The sequence below is a fragment of the Actinosynnema pretiosum genome (assembly GCF_024171695.1).
In the GTDB taxonomy this organism is placed as follows: domain Bacteria; phylum Actinomycetota; class Actinomycetes; order Mycobacteriales; family Pseudonocardiaceae; genus Actinosynnema; species Actinosynnema pretiosum.
In genome coordinates this window covers 17084-36391 of the sequence record NZ_JAMTCF010000024.1, presented here as the reverse complement: position 1 = coordinate 36391, position 19308 = coordinate 17084, and the positions used below count along the sequence as shown (strand labels likewise).

Below are 19308 nucleotides of genomic sequence, written 5' to 3'. Positions count from 1 at the left end.
GTGGCGGTCAAGGTGCTCCTGCTCGACGACGAGGAGCTCGTGCGCGGCGGCATCAGGCTGATCCTGGAGTCGGACCCCGAGCTGCGCGTGGTCGCCGAGGCCGCCGACGGCTCGGACGTGCTCGACCTGGTCGACCGCTTCCACCCGGACGTGGTGCTCACCGACGTGCAGATGCCCGGCGTCGACGGCCTTGAGGTGGTCCGCAGGGTCACCGCCCTCCCGGACGCGCCCGCCGTCGTCGTGCTCACCACGTTCGACCTGGACGAGTACGTGCACGCGGCCCTGCGCGGCGGCGCGACCGGCTTCCTGCTCAAGGACACCCCGCCCCGCGACCTGGTGCGCGCGGTGCACGTGGTGGCGCGCGGCGAGGCCATGATCTCGCCCGGCGTCACCAAGCGCCTGCTGCTGGAGTTCGCCGCCGAACCGGACGGCCGAACGGAGGCGCGCCGCAGGCTGTCCGGCCTCACCCCGAGGGAGCGCGAGGTCGCCGAGGCGGTCGGCCGGGGCGCGAGCAACGCCGAGATCGCCAAGGAGCTGTTCCTCAGCGAGTCGACCGTGAAGGTCCACATCGGACGGATCATGGCCAAGCTGGGTGCGGCCAACCGGACCCAGGTGGCCATCACCGTGCACGACGCGTCCCGCTGACCATCCACAGTGGACAAACCGCCACTCGCCACCCCGCAAAGGTTTTCGCCCGGCGACCTCACCCGTTAGCCGGAGACGCGCGCCCACCCCTCGTCGGTAGCTTCCAGGTGACGGTCCCTGCCGCCCGCCCACGAGAGGTGGAAACCCCATGCGCGCACCACTGGGAGCACTGGCGATCGCCCTCCTGTTACCCCTGCTGGCCGTCCCGCTGGCCCAAGCGGCCCCCGAAGCGTCCAAGACCCCCAAGCCGTCCGAGGTGTCCGACTACTGGACCCCGGACCGGATGCGCTCCGCAGCCCCGCTGGACCTGCCCACCGTCGCCCCGTCGGACGTGAAGGACGTCCCCGCCGCCCTACCGGCCCAGATCGCCCCCGAGGCGATCCCCAGCGGCGGCGCCCAGTGGACCGGGGGCGGCGCCGTCGTCACCACCGCGGGCCGCGTCTTCTTCACCTACCAGGGCCGCACCGCCTCGTGCAGCGGCAACGCCGTGACCAGCGCCAACAAGAGCACCGTGATCACCGCAGGCCACTGCGTCAAGCTCGACGGCGCGTACCACGCGAACGTCGTCTTCGTCCCCGCCTACGACAACGGCGCCACCCCGTACGGCACCTGGACCGCCCGCGCCACCTACAGCACCCCGCAGTGGAACGCGACCGAGGACATCAACTACGACGTCGGCGCGATCGTCGTCAACCAGCTGAACGGCCAGAACCTCACCGACGTCGTGGGCGCCCAGGGCATCGCGTTCAACCAGCCGAAGGCCGCCCCCGCCTACGCCTTCGGCTACCCAGCAGCCGACCCGTACGACGGCACGAAGCTCGTCTACTGCAGCGGAACCACCTTCAACGCCTTCCTCAGCTCCGGCATCGGCCTGACCTGCGACATGACCGGAGGCGCGAGCGGCGGCCCGTGGTTCCACGGCTTCTCCGAGGCCACCGGAACGGGAACGCTGATCTCGGTGAACAGCTACAAGATCGTGATCCTGCCGTTCTGGATGTTCGGCCCGTACTTCGGCGCGGACGCCCAGAACCTCTACAACCAGGCCCAGGCGGCCTGACCGGCGTGCCCGCGCCACCGCACCCCGGTGGCGCGGGCACGGCGCGGTCAAACGCGACGTCGACCACCTCGGCGATCCCCGGAACCGGGGGAGAAAAGGCGGACACCACTCCCCGCCACTCCCAACGTATAGCGCACACCCCCTCTTGCCGCAAGCCCCCCCACCCGGCCGCACAATCTCCGCCCGAAGCCGCGAGGACCCCGGCCCGACCGGGTTCCCGCGCTGCGCCCCACCCCGCGCGGCGGCAGGCTGAACCAACCACGGCGAACGGGCAACCATGATTGACGTGATCATCGTCGGCGCCGGACCGACCGGTGTCGTGCTGGCCGCCGAGCTGCGGCTGCACGGCGTCGACACCCTGGTCCTCGACCGGGAGCCGGAACCGCCCGCGCACGTCCGCGCGCTGGGCCTGCACGTGCGCAGCATCGAGATCCTCGACCAGCGCGGCCTCCTGGAGGACTTCCTCGCGCGCGGGACCAAGCACCCCCTGGGCGGCTTCTTCGCGGGCATCACCAAACCCCTCCCGCCGGGCGCACTGGACACCGCCCACGGCTACGTCCTCGGCATCCCCCAACCGGTCGTCGAGTCCCTGCTCACCGCCCACGCCCTCCGCGCGGGCGCCGAGATCCGCAGGGGCGCCCGGCTCACCGGCCTCACCCAGGACGCCGACGGCGTCACCGCCGAGCTCGCCGACGGCTCCACCCTCCGCGCCCGCCACCTGGTCGGCTGCGACGGTGGCCGCAGCACCGTCCGCAAGCTCCTCGGCATCCCGTTCCCCGGCGAGCCCAGCAAGGTCGACACCCTCCTCGGCGAACTGGAGCTCACCGCGCCCCCCGAGGAGATCACCAGGATCGTCACCGAGGTCCGCAGGACCCAGCTCCGCTTCGGCGCGGGCCCGCTCGGCGACGGCCGCTACCGCGTCGTCGTCCCGGCCGACGAGGTCGCCGAGGACCGCTCCACCCCGCCGACCCTGGACGAGTTCGCCGCCCAGCTCCGCGCCACCGCCGGAACCGACTTCGGCGCCAGGAACCCGAGCTGGCTCTCCCGCTTCGGCGACGCCACCAGGCTCGCCGAGCGCTACCGCGTCGACCGCGTCCTGCTCGCGGGCGACGCCGCCCACGTCCACCCGCCCACCGGTGGCCAAGGCCTCAACCTCGGCCTCCAGGACGCCGTCAACCTCGGCTGGAAGCTGGCCGCCACCGTCAACGGCTGGGCCCCGCCGACCCTGCTGGACACCTACGGGACCGAACGCCGCCCGGTCGCCCGCGGCGTCCTGGACAACACCCGCGCCCAGATGCAGCTGATCTCCACCGAACCCGGCCCGGTGGCCGTCCGCGAGCTGCTGTCCGAGCTGATGGACTTCGAGGAGGTCAACCGCCACCTCATCGGCAAGGTCGTCGCCATCGACCTTCGCTACGACCTCGGCGACGACCACCCGCTGGTCGGCAGGCGCCTGCGCGACCTCCAGCTCAAGCGCTCCCGCCTCTACGAGCTCACCCGCGCAGGCCGGGGCCTGCTCCTCGACCAGACCGGGGCGCTCACCGCGTCGCGCTGGGCGGACCGGGTGGACCACGTCGTCGACGTCGGCGAGCAGCTCGCCGAGCCCGCCGTGCTGCTCCGCCCGGACGGCCACGTGGCCTGGGCGGGGGAGGACCAGGGAGCCCTGGACGCCCGCCTGCGCGAGTGGTTCGGCGCTCCCACGCCCTGACCCCGCTGCCCCGACCCCGCTGCTGCCCCGACCCCGCTGCTGCTCCGCCCCCCGCCGCTGCCCCGAACCCGACCCGCAGACGTCGGCCGCTCCCCGCCACCGGGGAGCGGCCGACGTCAGGCCGAGCCCGCGGGCCGCGTCACACGCTGTGCCTGCGCGCGACCGGTCGCGCGTAGTGCTTGTGCACCGCGCCCACGTGCCCGGCCCAGAACAGCTGGCGCTCGGTGGCGTTGCCCGGCACCGGCAGCCCCTTGGCCCTGGCCAGCGCGTAGAACCCGGACCCCGCGTCGTTCGAGCTCAGGTACTGCACGAGCGCGCTGATCAGCAGCCCGCCGGTCTCCGCGAACGCGTCCTGGGCGATCTGCCCGAGCAGGTCGCCGAGCGCGGCCCGCTCGGACTCCGCGTCGAAGTCGAACGCGCGCAGACCCGTCCGCCGCGCGATGGTCGCGTTGAACTCCGTGTACGTGGTCATGCGCTTCATCTCCGCCTGCTCGACGAGGAATCTCTTCCCCTCCTCCGCCAGCGTCTCCCACTCGTCGTCCGAACGCCCGTACCGCACGATGACTCCTCTTCTCACCGGCCGCCGCAAGAATCGGCGAACCACGGATGGAGTGGTGCGCGGAGCCGCGTTCCACCCGGCGAGCGGGTGGAGCCCGGTCCATTCGGGGGGCTGCGGGGAATTGCTCGCGCGTGACGCTGGTCATCCTCGTGGCCCGACCGGAAGTGCTCCGCGCACAGCAGAACGCCCGGTAGGTGGTTAACCACCTACCGGGCGTTCGACCTTCTCCTGTGGACGATACTGGGATTGAACCAGTGACCCCTACCGTGTCAAGGTAGTGCTCTCCCGCTGAGCTAATCGTCCGAGGCGGAGACGGGAATCGAACCCGTGTACAGGGCTTTGCAGGCCCTTGCCTAAGCCACTCGGCCACTCCGCCAACTTCTCCGGAATGCTAGCACACCGAATATTTGGCCTGAGCCCAAGGGGCCCTCTGCCGAGCGGATGACGAGACTCGAACTCGCGACCCTCACCTTGGCAAGGTGATGCGCTACCAACTGCGCTACATCCGCACGCCCCTCGGAATTCACTCGCCTTTGCCCTTTCGGGCTCCGGTGTTCGTGTCTTCCTCGGTGCAGGAGGAACTTTATTACACACCTGGTCGGAGAATCAAATCGGGGGTCCCCCAGCCCTGCTACCTGCGCTTTCAGCTCAGGTCGTTGGAGATCAGGTGCGTCAGCGCCTCGTCCACGTCGACCCACAGGTGCTCGTTCCCCGGCACCACGACGTCGTACGTCCGGTCGAGGAAGTCGGCGAGCTCCTGCGCGGAGGCCTCGAACATGGCGTGCCCTGACGGCGAGCTGAGTTCGATCACCACCACCTCGGGGTCGTCGGCCGCGGGTCGGATCCGGACGTCGCCGTCGCCCGCGTCCGCGATCAGGCCGTCGGCGAGGAGGTCGCGGGCGAACACCCACTCGACCCACCCGGCGCGGCCGGTGCGGAACGCGGCGATGACCGCGTACGGGTCCTTCGTGTCGTATCGAAGCTCCACCTGCACCGGAACAGCCGGGGTGCGTGGCGCCAGCAGGTCGAAGACCGCTGTTGAGCGGAGCGTGACGTGGTCATTGCGCATCGTCGTTACCCTCTTCTCCCTTCCCGGCCTAGCAAACGACCGAGTTCGCCAGATGTGACGTGTCTGTGGCGAGGAACGCTCGACATCGGGGCGTTTATCACCCTTCTGGGCTAACAAGACTTCTGTACGTGCCTGTTTTATTACTCTCTGTATCTGCTGATGTCCCCTCTAGGGCCATCTTGCTCGGTTTAACCTGAACCCGGTACCGGCTGTTGCGCGAATGTTGGACGTGAGGACCTCTCTGGTGGCTTACCCGCCCGCACCGCCGCCGCGCCCAGACCCCCCGACACCTGCCACGACGGGCGGAAGAGCGGTCGACGCCGCCCTCGTCGCGCGGGTGGTCGAGGGGGACCGGACCGCGTTCGGACATCTGTACGACCGCTACGGTCGCCCGGCTTACTCGTTGGCCAGGAGGATCTGCGTCGACCCCGACCTCGCCGAGGACGTGGTGCAGGAGGCCTTCCTGGTGCTGTGGCGCAGTCCACAAGGGTACGACAGCGCCAAGGGCGCGTTCGGGACGTGGCTGATGACCGTCGTGCACCACCGCGCGGTCGACGCGGTCCGCAGGGAGAACACCCGCAGGGTCCGCTCGGTGCCGCTCACCGACGAGGTGTCCGAGCGCGCAGTGCCGCCCGCGGAGGGCGCGGACGGGGCCGCGCTGGCCGGGCTGGTCGGCGCCGAGGTGCGGGCCGCGCTGGGGAGGTTGCCCGAGGACCAGCGGCAGGTGCTGTCGCTGGCCTACCTGGGCGGGTACACGCAGGCCGAGGTGGCGGCGCTGACCGGGGTGCCGCTGGGCACGGTGAAGTCGCGCACGTTCGCGGCCGTGCGGCGGCTGAGGGGCTTGCTGCGGTCCGTGTGGACCGGGGAGAACGACGAGGCGACGGAGGCGCGGCGGTGACGGGGGAGTCGGGGCGCTGCTCCGGTGAGGAGCTGGCGGCCGGGTGGGCGCTGCGGGCGCTGGGGCCGGACGAGGAGGTCGCGTTCCTGGCGCACCTGCCGGGGTGCGCGCGGTGCGCGCGGGTGGTGCGGGAGACCGAGGAGGTGGCGGCCGTGATCGGCGGCGCCGTGGAGCAGCACGACCCGCCGCCGCGTCTGCGCGCCAGGCTGCTGGCGGCGGTGGACGCGGAGCCCGCCGTCCCCACTGCCACGCCCGCCACGCCCACCACGCCTCCTGCGCCCGCTGTGCCTCCGGTGGTGCCGCTGAGGCCCCGCCGCCACTGGGCGAGGCTGGCAACCGCCGCGGCTGCCGCTCTGGTCCTCCTGGCGGGCACCGCAGCCGCAGTGCGCCTGTCCCAGCTGACCGACCAGGTCGCCGAGGGCGACGCGCGGGCGGACCGCTACCAGCGGGCGCTCTCCGTGGCGGCCGATCCGGGTGCGTCCAGAACCGTCCTCCAGTCGCAGTCGGGCGACCCCAAGGCCGTCCTCCTGGCGACAGCAGGCGATGCCGCAGTGGTCCCCCTAGCCCTGACCCCGAACGGCCAGGCCGAGGTCTACGTCGTCTGGGGCCTGACCGGCGAGGCCCCGGTCCCCCTGGCGACCTTCGACGTCCCGGCTCAGGGCGGAACCCCCGAACTCCTCCCGTGGAACGCGGAGGCAGCCGCCCACGACCGCTACGCGATCTCCCTGGAACCGGGCAGGACCGCGCCGGCCACCCCATCGGATGTAGTCGCGTCGGGCCTGGTGACACCGGCGTGAGCCATGATGGGCGAATGCGCACCGAGGAGGACAAGACGATCGGCACGACCCCGAAGTGGTTCCGCCGCAACCCCGCGCTGCGGCTGGCGTACCGCATCGGGGTCGGGGTCGTCGGCGGGCTGGTGCTGGTCCTCGGAGTCGTGATGATCCCGTACCCCGGACCCGGCTGGCTGGTCGTGTTCGCGGGCTTGGCGATCCTGGCGACGGAGTTCGCGTGGGCGGGCAGGCTGCTGAAGTTCGCGAAGCGCTACTACGACGCGTGGGTCGAGTGGCTGAAGCGCCAGTCGGTGGTCGTGAAGCTGCTCGTGGTGTCGTGCACGTGCCTGGTGGTCCTGGCGACCTGCTGGCTGCTCGGGGCGTTCTCGCTGGTGGGAGGCTGGTTCGGGCTGGACTGGGCGTGGCTGGAGAGCCCGATTTTTGGAAACCGGGGGTGATGTTGTACGGTATGCACACACCGCGAGAGCGGGGCGGGAAAACTGAATGAGGGCGATTAGCTCAGCGGGAGAGCGCTTCGTTCACACCGAAGAGGTCACAGGTTCGATCCCTGTATCGCCCACACCGCATAGTGTACCCCTGACCAGCAGGTCAGGGGTACACCTATTTTTGCGGACAGGCAGGAACGACCGGAAACCGAGGTTCGGTAGCCGAAACGGTAGCCAACTGCCTGTCAGCAGGTCACTCGTCCTCCTCTCCGCTGGGCGGCAGGAATAGACCACTGATGTCCTCGGCGGCCTGCCGGTCCAGGTCCGGGACGTCGGCGGAGTACGTGTCGAGCGTGAAGGCCACGGTGGAGTGGCCGAGCCGACTGCTCACGATCTTGGGGTGCACGCCCGAGCGGAGCGCGATGGTCGCGTAGCTGTGACGCACGTCGTGCAGGCGAATCTGCGGCACCCCTGCGAGGTCGACCAGGCGGTTGAACCGCTCGGTCAGGGTGTCCGGGTAGATCGGTTTGCCGGTCTCCCAGCAGAAGACCAGCCCGACGTCCTGGTAACCCGCGCCCCAGTCCCGCTTGTCCTGGTCGAGCTGTGCGAGGTGGACGCGCAGCGCTTGGACGGTGAACCTGTCCAACGCCAACTGCCTACGGCTTCTCGCGCTCTTGCCGCTGCCGTCCTTGGCCTTTCCACCGGCGACCACTCTGGTGCTGGTCATGCGGATCGTGCCGGAAACCAGGTCGAGGGCGGGTGCGCGCAACCCGCAGACCTCGGAGCGACGCATTCCGGTGGAGGCCATCAGCACCCACAGGGCGTAGAGGCGGTCCGTCCTGGCGACCTCAAGGAAGCGGGTCATCTCCTGCGGGGTCCAGGTGTTGTGCGACCTGCGCGGCACGGACGGCGGTTTCACGAGCGCGGCCGGGTTGCCGCTCGTGTACTTCCACACCACCGCCGTGGTGAAGGCCGAACTGAGCATGATGTGCACGCTCTTGACGGTCTTGGCCGACAGTCCCGGCGCGGGCTTCGTGGGGAATCGGCCCGCCCGGTAGCGCTGCACCGCCTTGTGAGCAGCGGCGTAACTCACCCCGGCCTTGTCCGCGATCTCGCGCGGCCGGATCTCCCGCTTGGCCACCTGGGCGTCCAGCCACACCTGGTACATCTCCCAGTTGGTGTCCCGCTTGCGGCGCCCCTCGGTGAGCAGGTGGTCGTACAGCGCGGCGAGCACGGAGGGAACGATGTCCCGCATCGGTCGCTTGCCGATCCACGGCAGCACGTAGGCGCGGGCGAGCGCGGCGTAGTTGGCCGCGGTGGTCGGTTCGGTGGTGGTGCGGACGTAGGGGAACCAGGCCTCGAAGAAGTCGGCCACGGTGGCGCGGTTGGGCTTGACGTAGGTCTCGGCCTTGACGGCGGCACGGGCCTCGTCCATCGCCTCTCCGGCCTCGTCCGCCGTCGCGAACCCGCTCTTGCTGATCCGCTGGCGCTCGCCGGTGAGCGGGTGCGGCGGTCCGTCGAACGCGTAGGCCCACTTCCGGCCGCGCTGGTAGATGCTGCCCTCTGGACGCTTCGGCTTCTTGCGCTTGCTCACGCGGCCTCCTCGGTCGGGTCGTTGTCAGGGGTCAAAGAGGCGATGAGCTGGGCGTGCAGGACGTACACGCTGTTCTCGTACCTCTTGACGGGCAGCAGGCCCTTGCTGGCGTACCGGTAGGCGGTGGCCCGGCTCAGGCCCAGGATCTTGGCGGCCTGGGTGACGGATATGAGGGCGGGCTGAGGGGCGGTCTCGTGCTCGCTCATGAGGGTCTCCTTCAGGTGTCGGGGTAGGTCGGGGTGGCAAGGGGTGCGGCTGGCGAGGCCTCTTGGCTGCCGCAGAAACCGCAGAAACCGCAGAATTCGATGGATGGGGGTGTTTGTGCAGGTCAACCATGGCGAGAGGTGATCATGGTCGGGAGCCGCAGAATGCCGCAGAATTGCCGCAGAATTCCGGAGGCTCCCGCCCAGGCGGCCGTTCGGCCTAGTCTTCCCACTCCTCCAGCGCCCGCTCCAGCTCGGCCGCCTTTGCCCACGGACGGCCGTCGCCCGGCATCGTCTCGGGGGCCTGCATCAGCTGGCGGACCACCTCCACGAGGGACGCCGGAGAGGGGATGAACTCCCGGCACAGCTCTGCGGGGTCCTCGTTGTAGCCGTTGCCGCGCAACGGCGCGTACTCCCACCCGTCGAACTGGGTCCAGATGATCAGGACTCCGTGCGGGAGCTCCTCGCGGTTGAGCCCTGAGGTCCAGGCGGTCCAGGTGAAGACGGCCTCCAGGCGCGTCCCGTCGGGGGACTCGGCGAAGCAGTTGTGGGGCGGCAGGCCCGCCTCGTGGAGGGCGTCGAGCACGGCGTCGAAGTAGTCGTAGTGGGGCAGTTCCACCGGTCGGCCTTTCCGATCGTGGGGGTGGGCAGGTCTGGTTGATTGGGGCGTCCGCGACGCACGCGAGGGCCCGCACGGGTTTTCTGCGGCTTTTTTGCGACTTTCTGCGGCTGGCGAGCCGGAAGCTTCGGTAGCTCGTTGACCTGCGCGAACAGGTGGTTCCGGGGATTTCTGCGGTTTCTGCGGTTTCTGCGGCGGGTCACCGGTCCTGCTCCGCGCGGTAGACCGGGTGGGCGTAGTAGGTCGGGCTCGGCTTGCGGCCCCGTCCCGAGCGCACGGGTGCCGGTGCGAGCTGGATGTGGCCGTGCTGCTCCAGCACCTCCAGTGCCGGGGTGAGGTCGCCGACCTTGCGGAAGCGGGCGCGGGAGAGGGAGGTGAACAGGTCGCGGACGGTGAAGCTGGTCGGGCGGGTGCGCTCGATCCAGTCGAGCACCACGTGGGCGTCGTCCACGATCGGGTCGGAGCCCATGCGGTCGAACGCGGCGAGGGCGTGGGTGGCGGCGTAGTCGGTGATGCGGCGGGCGGCGGTGAAGGTGTCGGTGGTGATGGCCCCGCTCCACGCGGTGGGGTTGTGGGCGATGTGGAGCAGGGCGGCGATGCGGGCGGTGAGTCCGGCCTGCTTGCCGCCCCAGTCGCCGAGGTGGGCCCAGGAGCCGGTGACCGGGTGCAGGCGGGGCTCGATCTCGTCCTGCAGCTCGGCCATGAGGTCGTCGGCGGCGGGGGTGAAGGGGATGACGGCGGGGTCGGTCCACTCGGCCAGCTCGCGCACCAGGGCGCGGATGCGCCGGTCGTAGGTCTCGGCCACCGCGGGCGCCATCGGCGCGGGCCGGGCGATCCTGCTGCCGACGGTGTTGGTGGGCAGGGAGTACATGATCCGGGCCAGCAATCCGGTGCCCCGGAAGGACTCGTGCCGGGCCAGACCGTCCAGCACGGACGGTTGGATGGTCAGCCCGAGGGTGATGGCGGGCTCCTCCACGGCGGTGGCCTCGCGGCCCTGGCGGTCGACCAGGTGGAGGTCACCGGCGTGGCCCTTGAGGAACACGTCCAGGTTGGGCGCGCCGGAGTAGCGCCCTGCGAGGGTGCCGAACAGCCCGCCCTCGGCGCTGAGGACGGCGATGCGTCCGCCGTGGTCGGCCAGCAGGGTGGCCACGACCTCGGGGGTGGCGTCGTCGGCGATCAGCCGGGGCACCACCGGCAGGGACTCGTCCACCTCCAGCGCGGCGTTCACGGCGGCTTCCAGGGCGGCGTCCCGGTCGGCGGCGTCGGCGTTGACGGCGGCCTTCTCGGCGCGGGCGGCGAACTCCTCGCCGACGCGGCGCCCGATGCGGGCGGCGGCGATGGCGCTCTTGGCCTCCTCCACCAGCTCGCGCTCCACCGCGCGGATGGGGCGGGTCATGGCCTTGAACACGGCGGACTTGCGGGAGGCGGGCGGGAGCACGGTGACGGAGTAGAGGTTGACCGGCTCGTCCCAGCCGGGGCGGATCTGGACGCGGGCGCGGCCACCGGCGGCGGTGGACAGGGCGACCAGCGCCAGGCACGCGGCGAGGTCGGGCGGGGTCTGGGTGAGGTCGGCGACGGCGGTGACGTGGGCGGCGATCCAGTCGGGCAGGGCGTCCACGGGGAAGGCGGGGACGGCGCGGCTGGTGCCCAGGGGCATGGGCGGTTCCCACTCCGGCGCGGTGGCCGGGGTGGCCTGGTCGCCGTCGTGGACGGCGTGCAGCGGGCGGGCTGGGGTGGTCATGCTGCGTTTCCTGCCTTGGGGATGGTGCGCGGACGGCTGATTCCGGCGCGTAGGCCGTTGGTGATGGTGCGGGTGATCTCGCGGTCGGTGCAGCCGCACCGGCTGTTGACCATGTGTGCTGCGGCTTGGTGGAGGGCGTTTTCGGCTGTAGCCGAGGGGAGTGCCTGGCCGCCGACCAGCTGGCCGAGGGCGACGGCGGCGGTGAACAGCACGCTGCTGTGCCGCCCTGAGGCGGCCGCTGCGACCTTGTCGCACTCGCCCCGGACCGCCGCGTCCACGTAGGCGGAGTGCTGCTCCGAGCCGGTCTGGGGGGCGGCTGTGCGGGCCACCACGGGCTTGGGGGTGAGGCGCTGGTGCAACCAGGGGGGCAGGTCGGCCACGGGCAGGTCGTCGGTGATCGTGTAGGAGCCGGTGGGGGTGCTGCTGCCGGGCGCCACGACGTAGCCGCCGTGCGCGCGGGTGTCGACCTTCCAGCCCAGGCCGTTGCCCTCCTCGCCCTTCGTGCTGCGCAGCGCCGTGCCCTCGTGCGCCCGGTAGTAGAGGTGGGTGCCGCCCCTGGTGGTGCGGACGCTGAAGGTCTCCCACGGCACCGGCTGCCCGGCCTCGCGGCAGAGCAGGTCGAACACGTCGTGCCCATCCAGGACCCCCTCCCGGTTCCAGCCGTCCGGGGGCACGTCGGCGGGCGACTTGGGCGTGTCCAGGTCGACCACGACCAACCCTGAGGGGCCGGTGGCGATGCCGATGTTGAACTCCCCGGCCGACCAGCAGCGACGGATGGTGTCGGGGTCGGTGGTGGCGCGCTGCTCCCACCCCAGGTGCCCGTCCACGCACGGAGCGGTGCGCGGGCAGTGGCGAACGCCGTGCAGGGCGGGCTTCTTGGTGCCGGGGCGCAGGGGGAAGACGTGCCAGCCGCGCGCGGCGGCGTGCAGGGCCGCGGTGAGCGTGGTGCTGTTCGAGCGCATGGCGAACCTCCCTTGTTCAGGCGAGGGCGTGGGCGACGGCGGTGCCGAGCCACTGGGCGACGTTGGCGGAGACGGCGTTCCCGGCCTGCATGGTCTGCTCGGACACGTTGCCGGTGACGGTGTAGCTGTCCGGGAAGCGCTGGGCGCGCAGCTGCTCGCGGGGGCGCAGCATCTGGTAGCGGCAGTCCTCGATCCGCAGGTCCGTGTGCAGCAGGCCGTGGGAGGCGCGGGTGGCCAGGGTCGAGATCGGCCGGTCCGGGCGGTGCGGCTTCGCGCCCCGCCTGTAGGGGATGACCAGCGCGTCGGCCGGGGCGGGCCGCCCGCCGGTGCCGGGCGGGCAGAGCAGGGCGTCGGTCTCGCTGGTGGTGCGGGCGGGCATCGGCGTGGCGGCGGGGGTGGCCTGGGTGCGCCAGGTGCCGCCCGAGGGCACCAGCATCGGCGGGCAGGCCAGCCCGTCGCCGATCTTGGCGGTGCGGGTGGGCAGCGGACCGGCCGAGGCGGGGTAGGCGCGGCCGTGCTCGCCTTGGCCGTGGGTGACGGTGACCATCGTGGGCTCACCGGCGAACATGGCCAGCCCGGCCCGGATGCGCGTCATGGTGGTGCCGGTCAGCGGGCGGGCGCGCTCGCCGATCCGCTCGCCCAGGTCGTTCCAGTCGATCGCGGCGGACGCGGGCAGCACGTACGGCTCGACCAGCGCGTGGCGGCAGGCCGCGCGGGGGCAGCGGTAGTCGTACTGCTGCCCGTACTTGCCGATGCGCCGCACGCGCGGACGCCGCCACACCTGCTTGGCGCGCACCGCCCGCTCGCAGGTGAAGCACCACGCCTGCGGGCGCGGGGTGACGTCGGGCAGCGGCACCCCGTCGCGGGTGAAGACCATGTAGAGCCGGTCGCGCCACTGCGGGGCGTGCGGGTTGGCCTGGTCGCCGACGTGGGCTGAGGAGACGGAGACGAACTGCACCTGGTAGCCCAGGGTCTTCATGCCGGTGAGCCACCAGTCGAACAGCTGCCAGTCCGTGGCGACGTTGACCACGTTCTCCACGATCACCGCGCGGTAGCGGTGGACCTCGGTGGCGCGGATGACGTCGTGGAAGGTGGCGCGGGTGCGCTCGAACCCGGCGGCGGCGACCGGCTCGGGGGCGTGGTCGAGCAGGTCGAGCTGGGCGCGCTGGCGGCGGCGCCCACCGGCGGGGCTGATCTCGGTGCAGATCGGGGAGGCCCACAGCACGTCGGTGCGCGGCAGCGAGCGCATGGGGTAGTTGGACACGTCCGCGCACAGGTGCTCGGCGTCGGGGAAGTTCGCCGCGTGGGTGTCGATCGCCCTGGCCCAGTGGTTCGCGGCCAGCTTGAGCGTGAACCCGGCCGCGCTCAGGCCGATCGAGGAACCCCCTGCGCCGCAGAAGATGTCGGTGAAGGTCAGGCTCATCACGTGCTCCGTCCTGCTCGGTGTGGCGGTGCTCGGGGCGGGTGGCCGGGCGCGTGGCCCGGCCACCCGCAGGGCGGGCTAGCGGATGCGGACGGTCTGGCGGTCGACGGTGACGCCGTCACCGTCCAGGGCGGCCAGGCGGCGGAACATGGCGGTGGAGGACAGGAGCTTGAGCTCGCTGGCCACCGGCTTGCTGGTGTGGATCGTCCAGACCTCGACCTGCTGCGGGGCCAGGTAGCTGAACAGGTTCTCCAGCTCGCCGTTTACCGCGTCCACGGCCTGCTCGTAGGGGCGGGCGGGCTTCATGACGTGTGGGCCGTCGCTGCAGATCACGTCGCTGAGCCAGCCCTTGCTCTCGGTCGGGTGCGGGTAGAGCAGGACGGCGAAGCGGATCTTGTCGCTCATGGCGTTCTCCTTGCTGGTGTCGGGTTTTCCGGTGTTCAGGAGCGGGTGCGGTCGCGGTGCCCGTGCTGGATCAGGCGGGCGGCCAGGTGCTCGACGCGGGCCCAGTGCGTGAGCACCAGGCGGGCGGCCCTGGCGTCCAGCTCGCGCTGGGTGGGGCGCTCGCGGCGGGGCAGGGCGGTGAGCAGGTCGTGGACCAGGTCGCGGTCCGGTGCGGCGCCCGCGTCGATGTCGTACGGGTAGGCGGTGTGCGTGGGGCGGTGCAGTGCGTGCCAGCGGTGTTCGGCGTGGGCACCGGCCAGCAGCGCCACCACCAGGTCCGGTACGGCCTGGTCGGTGTCGGGGAAGCGCAGGCCGACGTCGCCGTGCCAGTCGCCGCCGACCGGGCGCAGGCTGATCCCGCGCACCGTGCCACCCAGGGCCAGGGCGACGACGGCGTGCCCGGCTTCGTGGTGCGCGGTGCCCGCCAGGGCGAGACGCGGCGTGCTGTTCACGGGGACTCCCAGGGAAGAGGGCCGGGGCGGAACGGGGCCGCCCCGGCCGGGTGGTCAGGACCGGCGGGTGCGGGCGGCCAGTTCGTCCAGGTCTGAGGCCAGGGGGTGCACCCGGTCCAGGGCGCGCCGCAGGGCGACGGTGTGGCTGAAGGCGATGGCGATGGCGCGGTTGGTGGCGCGGTGGGCCTGGGCGGCGTCCGTGGTGGTGGAGTTGCTGGCCAGCTCGTGCGTGGCGTCGGCGCAGCGGCCGAGCAGTTCGGCCGTCCGCTCGGTGATCTGCCACAGCACGGCCACCACCTCGGGCTGCGCGGCTGCGGTGGTGACGGGACGACCGCCGTAGGAGAGCAGGAGGGCGGCCTGGTCCAGCGCGGTCACCACGTTCTCGCCGACCATCAGGCCGAACCTGCCCGGTTCCGGCTCACGGGTGCTGTGCGCGGTCCACGCGGCGCTGTGGGCCGTGCGCAGCGCCGTCCTCGCGGGCTTGCACAGGGTCGTGGTGGCCCGGACGGTCCTCTCGAACTCGTGGGCCAGCTGGACCAGCTCGGCCGCGTCGGCGTCCTCGGCCAGCTTCAGGGCGCCGTTCGCGCACTGGCTCAGCATCACGTCCACGCCGCGCAGCACGGTGTCGAGGTGGCCGAGGCAGGCCTCCAGGCGGGTGCGGCCGACGTGCCCCAGGGCGCGCTTGTCGTCGCGGGCGGCGTCCAGCGCGGTACGGGCCTCGGTCAGTCGGGTGATGGTGTCCCGGTCGTTCACGTGCTCCTCCTATGTGGAAGGTGTATGTGGTGGCGGGGCCGGGGCGGAGGGGGCGTTCGCCCCGACCGAGGGCCGGTCAGGACCGGCGGGTGCGGGCGTCGAGCTCGTGCAGCTGCCCGGTCAGGTCATGCACCCGCTCCAGCTCGCGGCGCAGCTCGCGGGTGTTGCGCCGAGCGGTGGAGACGTCGCGGGCGGTGGCGCGGTGGCGCTCGACCGCGTCCTCGTCGGTGGAGCGCTCGGCCAGCTCCTTGGCCGCGTGGGCGCAGCGGTCGAGCAGTGCGGCGAGCAGGCTGGTGATGCGCTCCAGCGCGCCCACCACGGTCTGCACCCCGGCCGCGTCGATCACGGCGCGCCCGCTCTGGCGCATCAGGGCTGCGGCCCGCGACAGCTGCGCCACCGCCTGCTCCCCGGCCTGGGCGCCGTACTTCCCCGGTCCCGGCCGCGTGCCGCCCTGGGCGACGCGGGCGGTGTTGTGGGCCTGACCGAGGGAGACGCGCTGGCCGGTGGATGCCGTCGCGACGGCATGGGCGACCTCCTGGACCTCGCGCGCCAGCTCGGCCAGCTCGGGCTGCGCGGCGTTCTCGGCGGCCTCGGCCAGCTTCCGGGCACCGTCGGCGGCGCAGGCGTTGAGCGTCCACGCGGTGCCCCTGGCCACCCACGCCAGGTGGTCCAGGGCGTCGGTCAGCAACTCACGGGTGACGTGTCCGAGGGGACCGCGCGCGGCGTGGACGGCTTCCAGGACTGCCTGGGCCTCGGTGACGCGGGTGATGTCCTGCTGGTTGTTCACGGGGTTCCTCCTGAGTGGACGGTGGGAAGAGGGCGGGGTCAGGCCAGGGGGAGTGCCAGGGCGATCAGGGCCAGGGCGGGCAGCAGCAGGTGCACGGCGGTGCGGATGCGGCGGTAACGGTTGACCGCGAGCACGGACAGGCCCACCAGCTCGTGGGCCAGCTCGGCCGGGGTGGCGTCGGCCAGGTCGGCGATGACGGCCTCGGGCTCGCGGTGGTAGGCGGCCCAGCGCAGGAACCCGCCGGTGCCCTCCAGCCACGGGCGCACGGTCAGCAGCAGGAACGCCAGCGCCGAGCCCATCGGGAGTGCGGCCAGGAACAGCAGCACCGTGGCCGGGAACGCGACGTCGTCGCGGTACAGGGCGACCACGGCGGCCAGGCCCGCGCCGAACAGGCCCAGCAGCCCCAGCGCCTTGGTGTCGCCCTTGCGCAGCTCGTCCTGCACCTCGGTGATCTCCACGCGCAGCCGCATCGACTGCTCCTGGGCGGCGAGGTCGCGGGGGCTGAGGTTGGTGACCAGTTCCATGATCGGAACCTCCTTTTGATTACTGTGCGTAGCGTCAGAAGGGTGTGCGGGGTCGTCCGGCAACTCGTCAGGAGTTGTCAGAACGGTGTTACTAAAGGGGGTTTCGCGCGCGCACCTGCGCGCGCACGCGTCGGGTCCGGGGTTGGGGGCGTTTCTGACGTGACGTCACGTCAGGCGTCGGAAACACCCCGCCCGATCACGCCGCGTTATGTAGCGGGAGGGTGTAGCGGGTGGCGTTGCCGACCGTGCCGGACTCCACCAGCAGGCCCTCGCGGGCGAACTGGGCCAGCGTGGAGGACAGCCACTGTCGGGTGCGGCCCAGCAGCTCCGGGTCCGGCAGGTCCCGCACGGTCAGCTCGGTCTGCCCGCGCGCGGCCAGCTCCTCGATCGAGCTGCGCAGCATCGCCAGCGCCTGTTTGCGCGGCGGGCGCCCGCCGGGCAGTTCCATCTCGTTGTCCTCGGGCAGCTCGTCTTCGGGACCGCACTCCAGCTCCGGCTCGTGGTCCACCGGCAGCGCGGCCACCTCGTCGTCCTCGGGCAGGGGCAGGGCGTCCAGGTCGTCGTTGTCCTGGGCGGGCTTGGGCGCGGGCACGGCGGTTCCCTTCTCGCTGGTGGGCTTCGTGGACAGGCCCAGGATTCGGGCGGTGGGCTCCCACAGCGGCGCCCGCACGTCGGCGTGCGCCTCGATCGCCTCGGACAGTTCGTCGGAGCCGACGTCGAAGGTGCGCGCGGGGACGGGGAAACGCTCCTCCTCGATGCCGGGTCCCTCCAGGTAGTTGCAGCCGGGGCGGCGGTTCTTCCAGCGGTCCGGGCGGGCCCCGGCGTCGATGACCTCCTCGGACAGGGTGAACGCGGCGTCCTCGATCTGGCTGACCCCGAAGCACCACACCCCGCCCAGCTGCGAGCGGATGTCGGTGGACATCTGCCGGAAGCTGGCCTTCTGCAGGGACAGCACCAGCGAGATCCCGGCCGAGCGGGCCTCCTGGGCGATGCGCGTGATGGTCCTGGCGTCCTCCAGCACGCGCGGGGCCTCCTCGACCCAGATCACCAGGTAGGGCATCCCGTGCTTGGCGTGCGCCTCCGGGCTCCACTGGTCGAAGCCCCACCGGCCCAGCTGGGTGGCCCGGTCGGTGATCACGTCGGGCACCTTGGAGATCAGGTCCTGGCACTGCTGCTGACCGATCACCACCGGCGTGCTGTCCCCGAGGAACCCGACCGTCTGCTCGCCCTTGGACGGGTCCAGCACCAGCAGGTTGACGTTGATCCGGGTCAGGATCTCCGCCCACACCAGCTTCGCCCCGTGGCTCTTGCCGGAGCCGTTCATGCCCTGCACCACGTAGTGCGTGGCCTGCCGCTGGGTCTTGCGGTCTCCGGGCAGGTAGAGGCACTGCGGCTCGTTGTCCTCGTACAGGCCCGCCACGAGCGGGTCGGTGATCGAACCGCCGGGGTGCGAGGGGCCGGCCCACGGCTGCGGCTTGCGCAGCACGTCCTGCGGCACGATCGTCATCTCGCCGCGCGAGAGGTCGTCCGGGTCGCCGGTGATCCGGACCGAGCCCTTGTGCAGCCGCAGCACCTGGGCCACCTTGTCCGCGCTCTTCTGCACGTCCTCGATGGACACCTCACCGGCCGGGAGCGCCAGCGGCACCACGACCTTGTTCGGGGCCACCGCCACCTGCCCGGTGCGCACCCCGGCCAGCTTGATCTTCTCGAACAGCCCGCCCGTGCCGTCCCCGCCGCCTTCGCCGCCGCTCCGGAGCATCCGGCGGATGTTCCAGGACAGCGCCACCGCCGCGCCGCCGTACAGGCACAGCCCGGTCATCGGCTGCGTCCAGGGCGCCACGATGGAGGAGGCCGTGAGCCACAGCCCGCCCAGGGCGGTGGTGGCGGTGGCGTGCAGCCGGGTCGACAGCCCGCGCGCCGCACCGGCCTTCCACGCCACCGCCGACAACCCGGTGCCCAGCAGCGTCAGCCCCGGCGTGACCCAGGGCAGCACCTCGCTGTCCGCGCACAGCACGTGCGTGGCCGCGCCCGCCGCCCACATCCCGCCCACGGCGGCCCACTCGCCCACGTACGGGGCGAAGCGGGACGCCCAGTAGCTGCGCGGCACGTAGTAGCCGAAGTCCTTGCTCTGCTCGTACTCCGTCGTGCGGCTTCCGCCGGTACGCCTGCCCATGACCTGCTCCTCTCGCTGGTTGTTCTCGCGGTCGCCGCGTGCCGTGCGCGGGATCAGCCCTTGAAGTCGAAGTCCCGGCCCTTCGGGGGCGTGTAACCCGCCTTGTCCAGCTCGACCACGTAGTGCTTGCGGAAGGACAGGTAGGTCTTGGTGATCGAGGTCTGCGCGACCACCAGCGCCTCACCGGCGTTCTTGAGGTGGTCGGCGACCAGCTTCGCCCGCACGATCCGGTCCAGGCCGAGCATCTTCGGGTCCACCGTCTTGACGAAGCGCAGCGACGCGCGCAGCTCCTCGCTGGCCACCTCCAGCTCGTAGGCCATCGGGCGCAGGATCTGGCGGGCGTTGTTGCAGTAGTCGCGGATCTGGCTGGTGGCGAAGAACTCGGGCTCACCGAACGCGATCATCTCGGCCATCAGGTGTCCTTTCCGGACGGAAGTGGTGTGGGGTGGTCGAGCCTTGGCCGACCGGGCGGCGGCAC

The 19308-nt window shown here is 71.8% G+C and carries 21 protein-coding genes and 4 tRNA genes; 7 read left to right on the top strand and 18 right to left on the bottom strand.

The window, feature by feature from the left end; all coding sequences use genetic code 11:
* The 3 genes from LV78_RS35335 to rox all read left to right on the top strand — a co-directional run bounded on the left by LV78_RS35335 (position 1) and on the right by rox (position 3410).
* Positions 1 to 645, top strand: a complete 645-nt coding sequence (locus LV78_RS35335) for a response regulator (protein ID WP_253850458.1) — start codon at positions 1 to 3, stop codon at positions 643 to 645.
* 148 nt (positions 646 to 793) lie between these two features.
* Positions 794 to 1702 carry a trypsin-like serine peptidase gene (locus tag LV78_RS35330; protein WP_253850457.1) on the top strand — a complete coding sequence of 303 codons (909 nt, stop codon included), beginning with the start codon at positions 794 to 796 and terminating at the stop codon, positions 1700 to 1702.
* Between the two features lie 277 nt (positions 1703 to 1979).
* On the top strand, positions 1980 to 3410 hold the full coding sequence (gene rox, locus LV78_RS35325) for a rifampin monooxygenase (RefSeq protein ID WP_253850456.1): 1431 nt from the start codon (positions 1980 to 1982) through the stop codon (positions 3408 to 3410).
* Positions 3411 to 3549: 139 nt separating this feature from the next.
* Here the strand turns inward: rox and LV78_RS35320 are convergent, their stop codons facing one another.
* From LV78_RS35320 to LV78_RS35300, 5 genes are all read right to left on the bottom strand, one after another.
* Positions 3550 to 3969, bottom strand: coding sequence for a hypothetical protein (locus tag LV78_RS35320; protein ID WP_253850455.1), 420 nt, complete (start codon positions 3967 to 3969; stop codon positions 3550 to 3552).
* 231 nt (positions 3970 to 4200) lie between these two features.
* Positions 4201 to 4272, bottom strand: a tRNA-Val gene (locus tag LV78_RS35315).
* 1 nt (position 4273) lies between these two features.
* Positions 4274 to 4345 (bottom strand) — tRNA-Cys (locus LV78_RS35310).
* Between the two features lie 60 nt (positions 4346 to 4405).
* Positions 4406 to 4478: transfer RNA gene (locus tag LV78_RS35305), tRNA-Gly, on the bottom strand.
* Positions 4479 to 4612: 134 nt separating this feature from the next.
* Positions 4613 to 5038, bottom strand: coding sequence for an SsgA family sporulation/cell division regulator (locus tag LV78_RS35300; RefSeq protein ID WP_015800852.1), 426 nt, complete (start codon positions 5036 to 5038; stop codon positions 4613 to 4615).
* Positions 5039 to 5282: 244 nt separating this feature from the next.
* On the opposite strand from LV78_RS35300, the gene LV78_RS35295 reads away from it, so the two are divergent.
* The 4 genes from LV78_RS35295 (at position 5283) to LV78_RS35280 (ending at position 7289) form a co-directional block, all read left to right on the top strand.
* Complete coding sequence (locus tag LV78_RS35295) at positions 5283 to 5936, top strand: RNA polymerase sigma factor (RefSeq protein ID WP_253850454.1); 654 nt, start codon at positions 5283 to 5285, stop codon at positions 5934 to 5936.
* Positions 5933 to 6733 (top strand): anti-sigma factor, encoded by an 801-nt coding sequence (locus LV78_RS35290; protein ID WP_253850453.1) that lies wholly within the window; start codon positions 5933 to 5935, stop codon positions 6731 to 6733. Before LV78_RS35295 ends, LV78_RS35290 begins: the two co-directional genes overlap by 4 nt.
* Before the next feature lie 14 nt (positions 6734 to 6747).
* Positions 6748 to 7167 carry a TIGR02611 family protein gene (locus tag LV78_RS35285; protein ID WP_253850452.1) on the top strand — a complete coding sequence of 140 codons (420 nt, stop codon included), beginning with the start codon at positions 6748 to 6750 and terminating at the stop codon, positions 7165 to 7167.
* A gap of 50 nt (positions 7168 to 7217) precedes the next feature.
* A tRNA-Val gene (locus tag LV78_RS35280) sits at positions 7218 to 7289 on the top strand.
* Positions 7290 to 7408: 119 nt separating this feature from the next.
* Here the strand turns inward: LV78_RS35280 and LV78_RS41890 are convergent.
* From LV78_RS41890 to LV78_RS35210, 13 genes are all read right to left on the bottom strand, one after another.
* Positions 7409 to 8749: a site-specific integrase gene (locus LV78_RS41890; RefSeq protein ID WP_253850451.1), complete on the bottom strand. Its 1341-nt coding sequence runs from the start codon at positions 8747 to 8749 to the stop codon at positions 7409 to 7411.
* Positions 8746 to 8955: a helix-turn-helix domain-containing protein gene (locus LV78_RS35270; RefSeq protein WP_253850450.1), complete on the bottom strand. Its 210-nt coding sequence runs from the start codon at positions 8953 to 8955 to the stop codon at positions 8746 to 8748. Before LV78_RS35270 ends, LV78_RS41890 begins: the two co-directional genes overlap by 4 nt.
* Positions 8956 to 9172: 217 nt before the next feature.
* On the bottom strand, positions 9173 to 9571 hold the full coding sequence (locus LV78_RS35265) for a hypothetical protein (RefSeq protein ID WP_253850449.1): 399 nt from the start codon (positions 9569 to 9571) through the stop codon (positions 9173 to 9175).
* 199 nt (positions 9572 to 9770) lie between these two features.
* Entirely contained in the window at positions 9771 to 11312 is a 1542-nt protein-coding gene (locus LV78_RS35260; protein ID WP_253850448.1) for a YfjI family protein, read from the bottom strand.
* Complete coding sequence (locus tag LV78_RS35255) at positions 11309 to 12274, bottom strand: bifunctional DNA primase/polymerase (RefSeq protein WP_253850447.1); 966 nt, start codon at positions 12272 to 12274, stop codon at positions 11309 to 11311. Before LV78_RS35255 ends, LV78_RS35260 begins: the two co-directional genes overlap by 4 nt.
* Before the next feature lie 16 nt (positions 12275 to 12290).
* Positions 12291 to 13697, bottom strand: coding sequence for a DNA cytosine methyltransferase (locus tag LV78_RS41270; protein WP_301307955.1), 1407 nt, complete (start codon positions 13695 to 13697; stop codon positions 12291 to 12293).
* 78 nt (positions 13698 to 13775) lie between these two features.
* A complete protein-coding gene (locus LV78_RS35240; protein ID WP_253850446.1) occupies positions 13776 to 14102 on the bottom strand; it encodes a hypothetical protein in 327 nt (108 codons plus the stop codon).
* Between the two features lie 35 nt (positions 14103 to 14137).
* Positions 14138 to 14593, bottom strand: coding sequence for a hypothetical protein (locus LV78_RS35235; protein WP_253850445.1), 456 nt, complete (start codon positions 14591 to 14593; stop codon positions 14138 to 14140).
* A gap of 54 nt (positions 14594 to 14647) precedes the next feature.
* Positions 14648 to 15346 carry a hypothetical protein gene (locus LV78_RS35230; RefSeq protein ID WP_253850444.1) on the bottom strand — a complete coding sequence of 233 codons (699 nt, stop codon included), beginning with the start codon at positions 15344 to 15346 and terminating at the stop codon, positions 14648 to 14650.
* A gap of 76 nt (positions 15347 to 15422) precedes the next feature.
* Entirely contained in the window at positions 15423 to 16133 is a 711-nt protein-coding gene (locus LV78_RS35225; protein WP_253850443.1) for a hypothetical protein, read from the bottom strand.
* Between the two features lie 38 nt (positions 16134 to 16171).
* Positions 16172 to 16657, bottom strand: coding sequence for a Pycsar system effector family protein (locus LV78_RS35220; protein ID WP_253850442.1), 486 nt, complete (start codon positions 16655 to 16657; stop codon positions 16172 to 16174).
* Positions 16658 to 16853: 196 nt separating this feature from the next.
* Positions 16854 to 18830: a plasmid transfer protein TraB gene (gene traB / locus LV78_RS35215; RefSeq protein ID WP_253850441.1), complete on the bottom strand. Its 1977-nt coding sequence runs from the start codon at positions 18828 to 18830 to the stop codon at positions 16854 to 16856.
* 53 nt (positions 18831 to 18883) lie between these two features.
* Complete coding sequence (locus LV78_RS35210; protein ID WP_253850440.1) at positions 18884 to 19243, bottom strand: TraA-like protein; 360 nt, start codon at positions 19241 to 19243, stop codon at positions 18884 to 18886.
* Positions 19244 to 19308: the final 65 nt, after the last annotated feature.

Excerpts from the sequence above, each read along its gene's own strand:
- LV78_RS35240 (WP_253850446.1), bottom strand. The coding sequence starts at position 14,102 with ATGAGCGACAAGATCCGCTTCGCCGTCCTGCTCTACCCGCACCCGACC.
- LV78_RS35210 (WP_253850440.1), bottom strand. The coding sequence starts at position 19,243 with ATGGCCGAGATGATCGCGTTCGGTGAGCCCGAGTTCTTCGCCACCAGC.
- LV78_RS35260 (WP_253850448.1), bottom strand. The coding sequence starts at position 11,312 with ATGACCACCCCAGCCCGCCCGCTGCACGCCGTCCACGACGGCGACCAG.
- LV78_RS35220 (WP_253850442.1), bottom strand. The coding sequence starts at position 16,657 with ATGGAACTGGTCACCAACCTCAGCCCCCGCGACCTCGCCGCCCAGGAG.
- LV78_RS35300 (WP_015800852.1), bottom strand. The coding sequence starts at position 5,038 with ATGCGCAATGACCACGTCACGCTCCGCTCAACAGCGGTCTTCGACCTG.
- LV78_RS35330 (WP_253850457.1), top strand. The coding sequence starts at position 794 with ATGCGCGCACCACTGGGAGCACTGGCGATCGCCCTCCTGTTACCCCTG.
- LV78_RS35270 (WP_253850450.1), bottom strand. The coding sequence starts at position 8,955 with ATGAGCGAGCACGAGACCGCCCCTCAGCCCGCCCTCATATCCGTCACC.
- traB (WP_253850441.1), bottom strand. The coding sequence starts at position 18,830 with ATGGGCAGGCGTACCGGCGGAAGCCGCACGACGGAGTACGAGCAGAGC.
- LV78_RS35255 (WP_253850447.1), bottom strand. The coding sequence starts at position 12,274 with ATGCGCTCGAACAGCACCACGCTCACCGCGGCCCTGCACGCCGCCGCG.
- LV78_RS35285 (WP_253850452.1), top strand. The coding sequence starts at position 6,748 with ATGCGCACCGAGGAGGACAAGACGATCGGCACGACCCCGAAGTGGTTC.
- LV78_RS41270 (WP_301307955.1), bottom strand. The coding sequence starts at position 13,697 with ATGAGCCTGACCTTCACCGACATCTTCTGCGGCGCAGGGGGTTCCTCG.
- rox (WP_253850456.1), top strand. The coding sequence starts at position 1,980 with ATGATTGACGTGATCATCGTCGGCGCCGGACCGACCGGTGTCGTGCTG.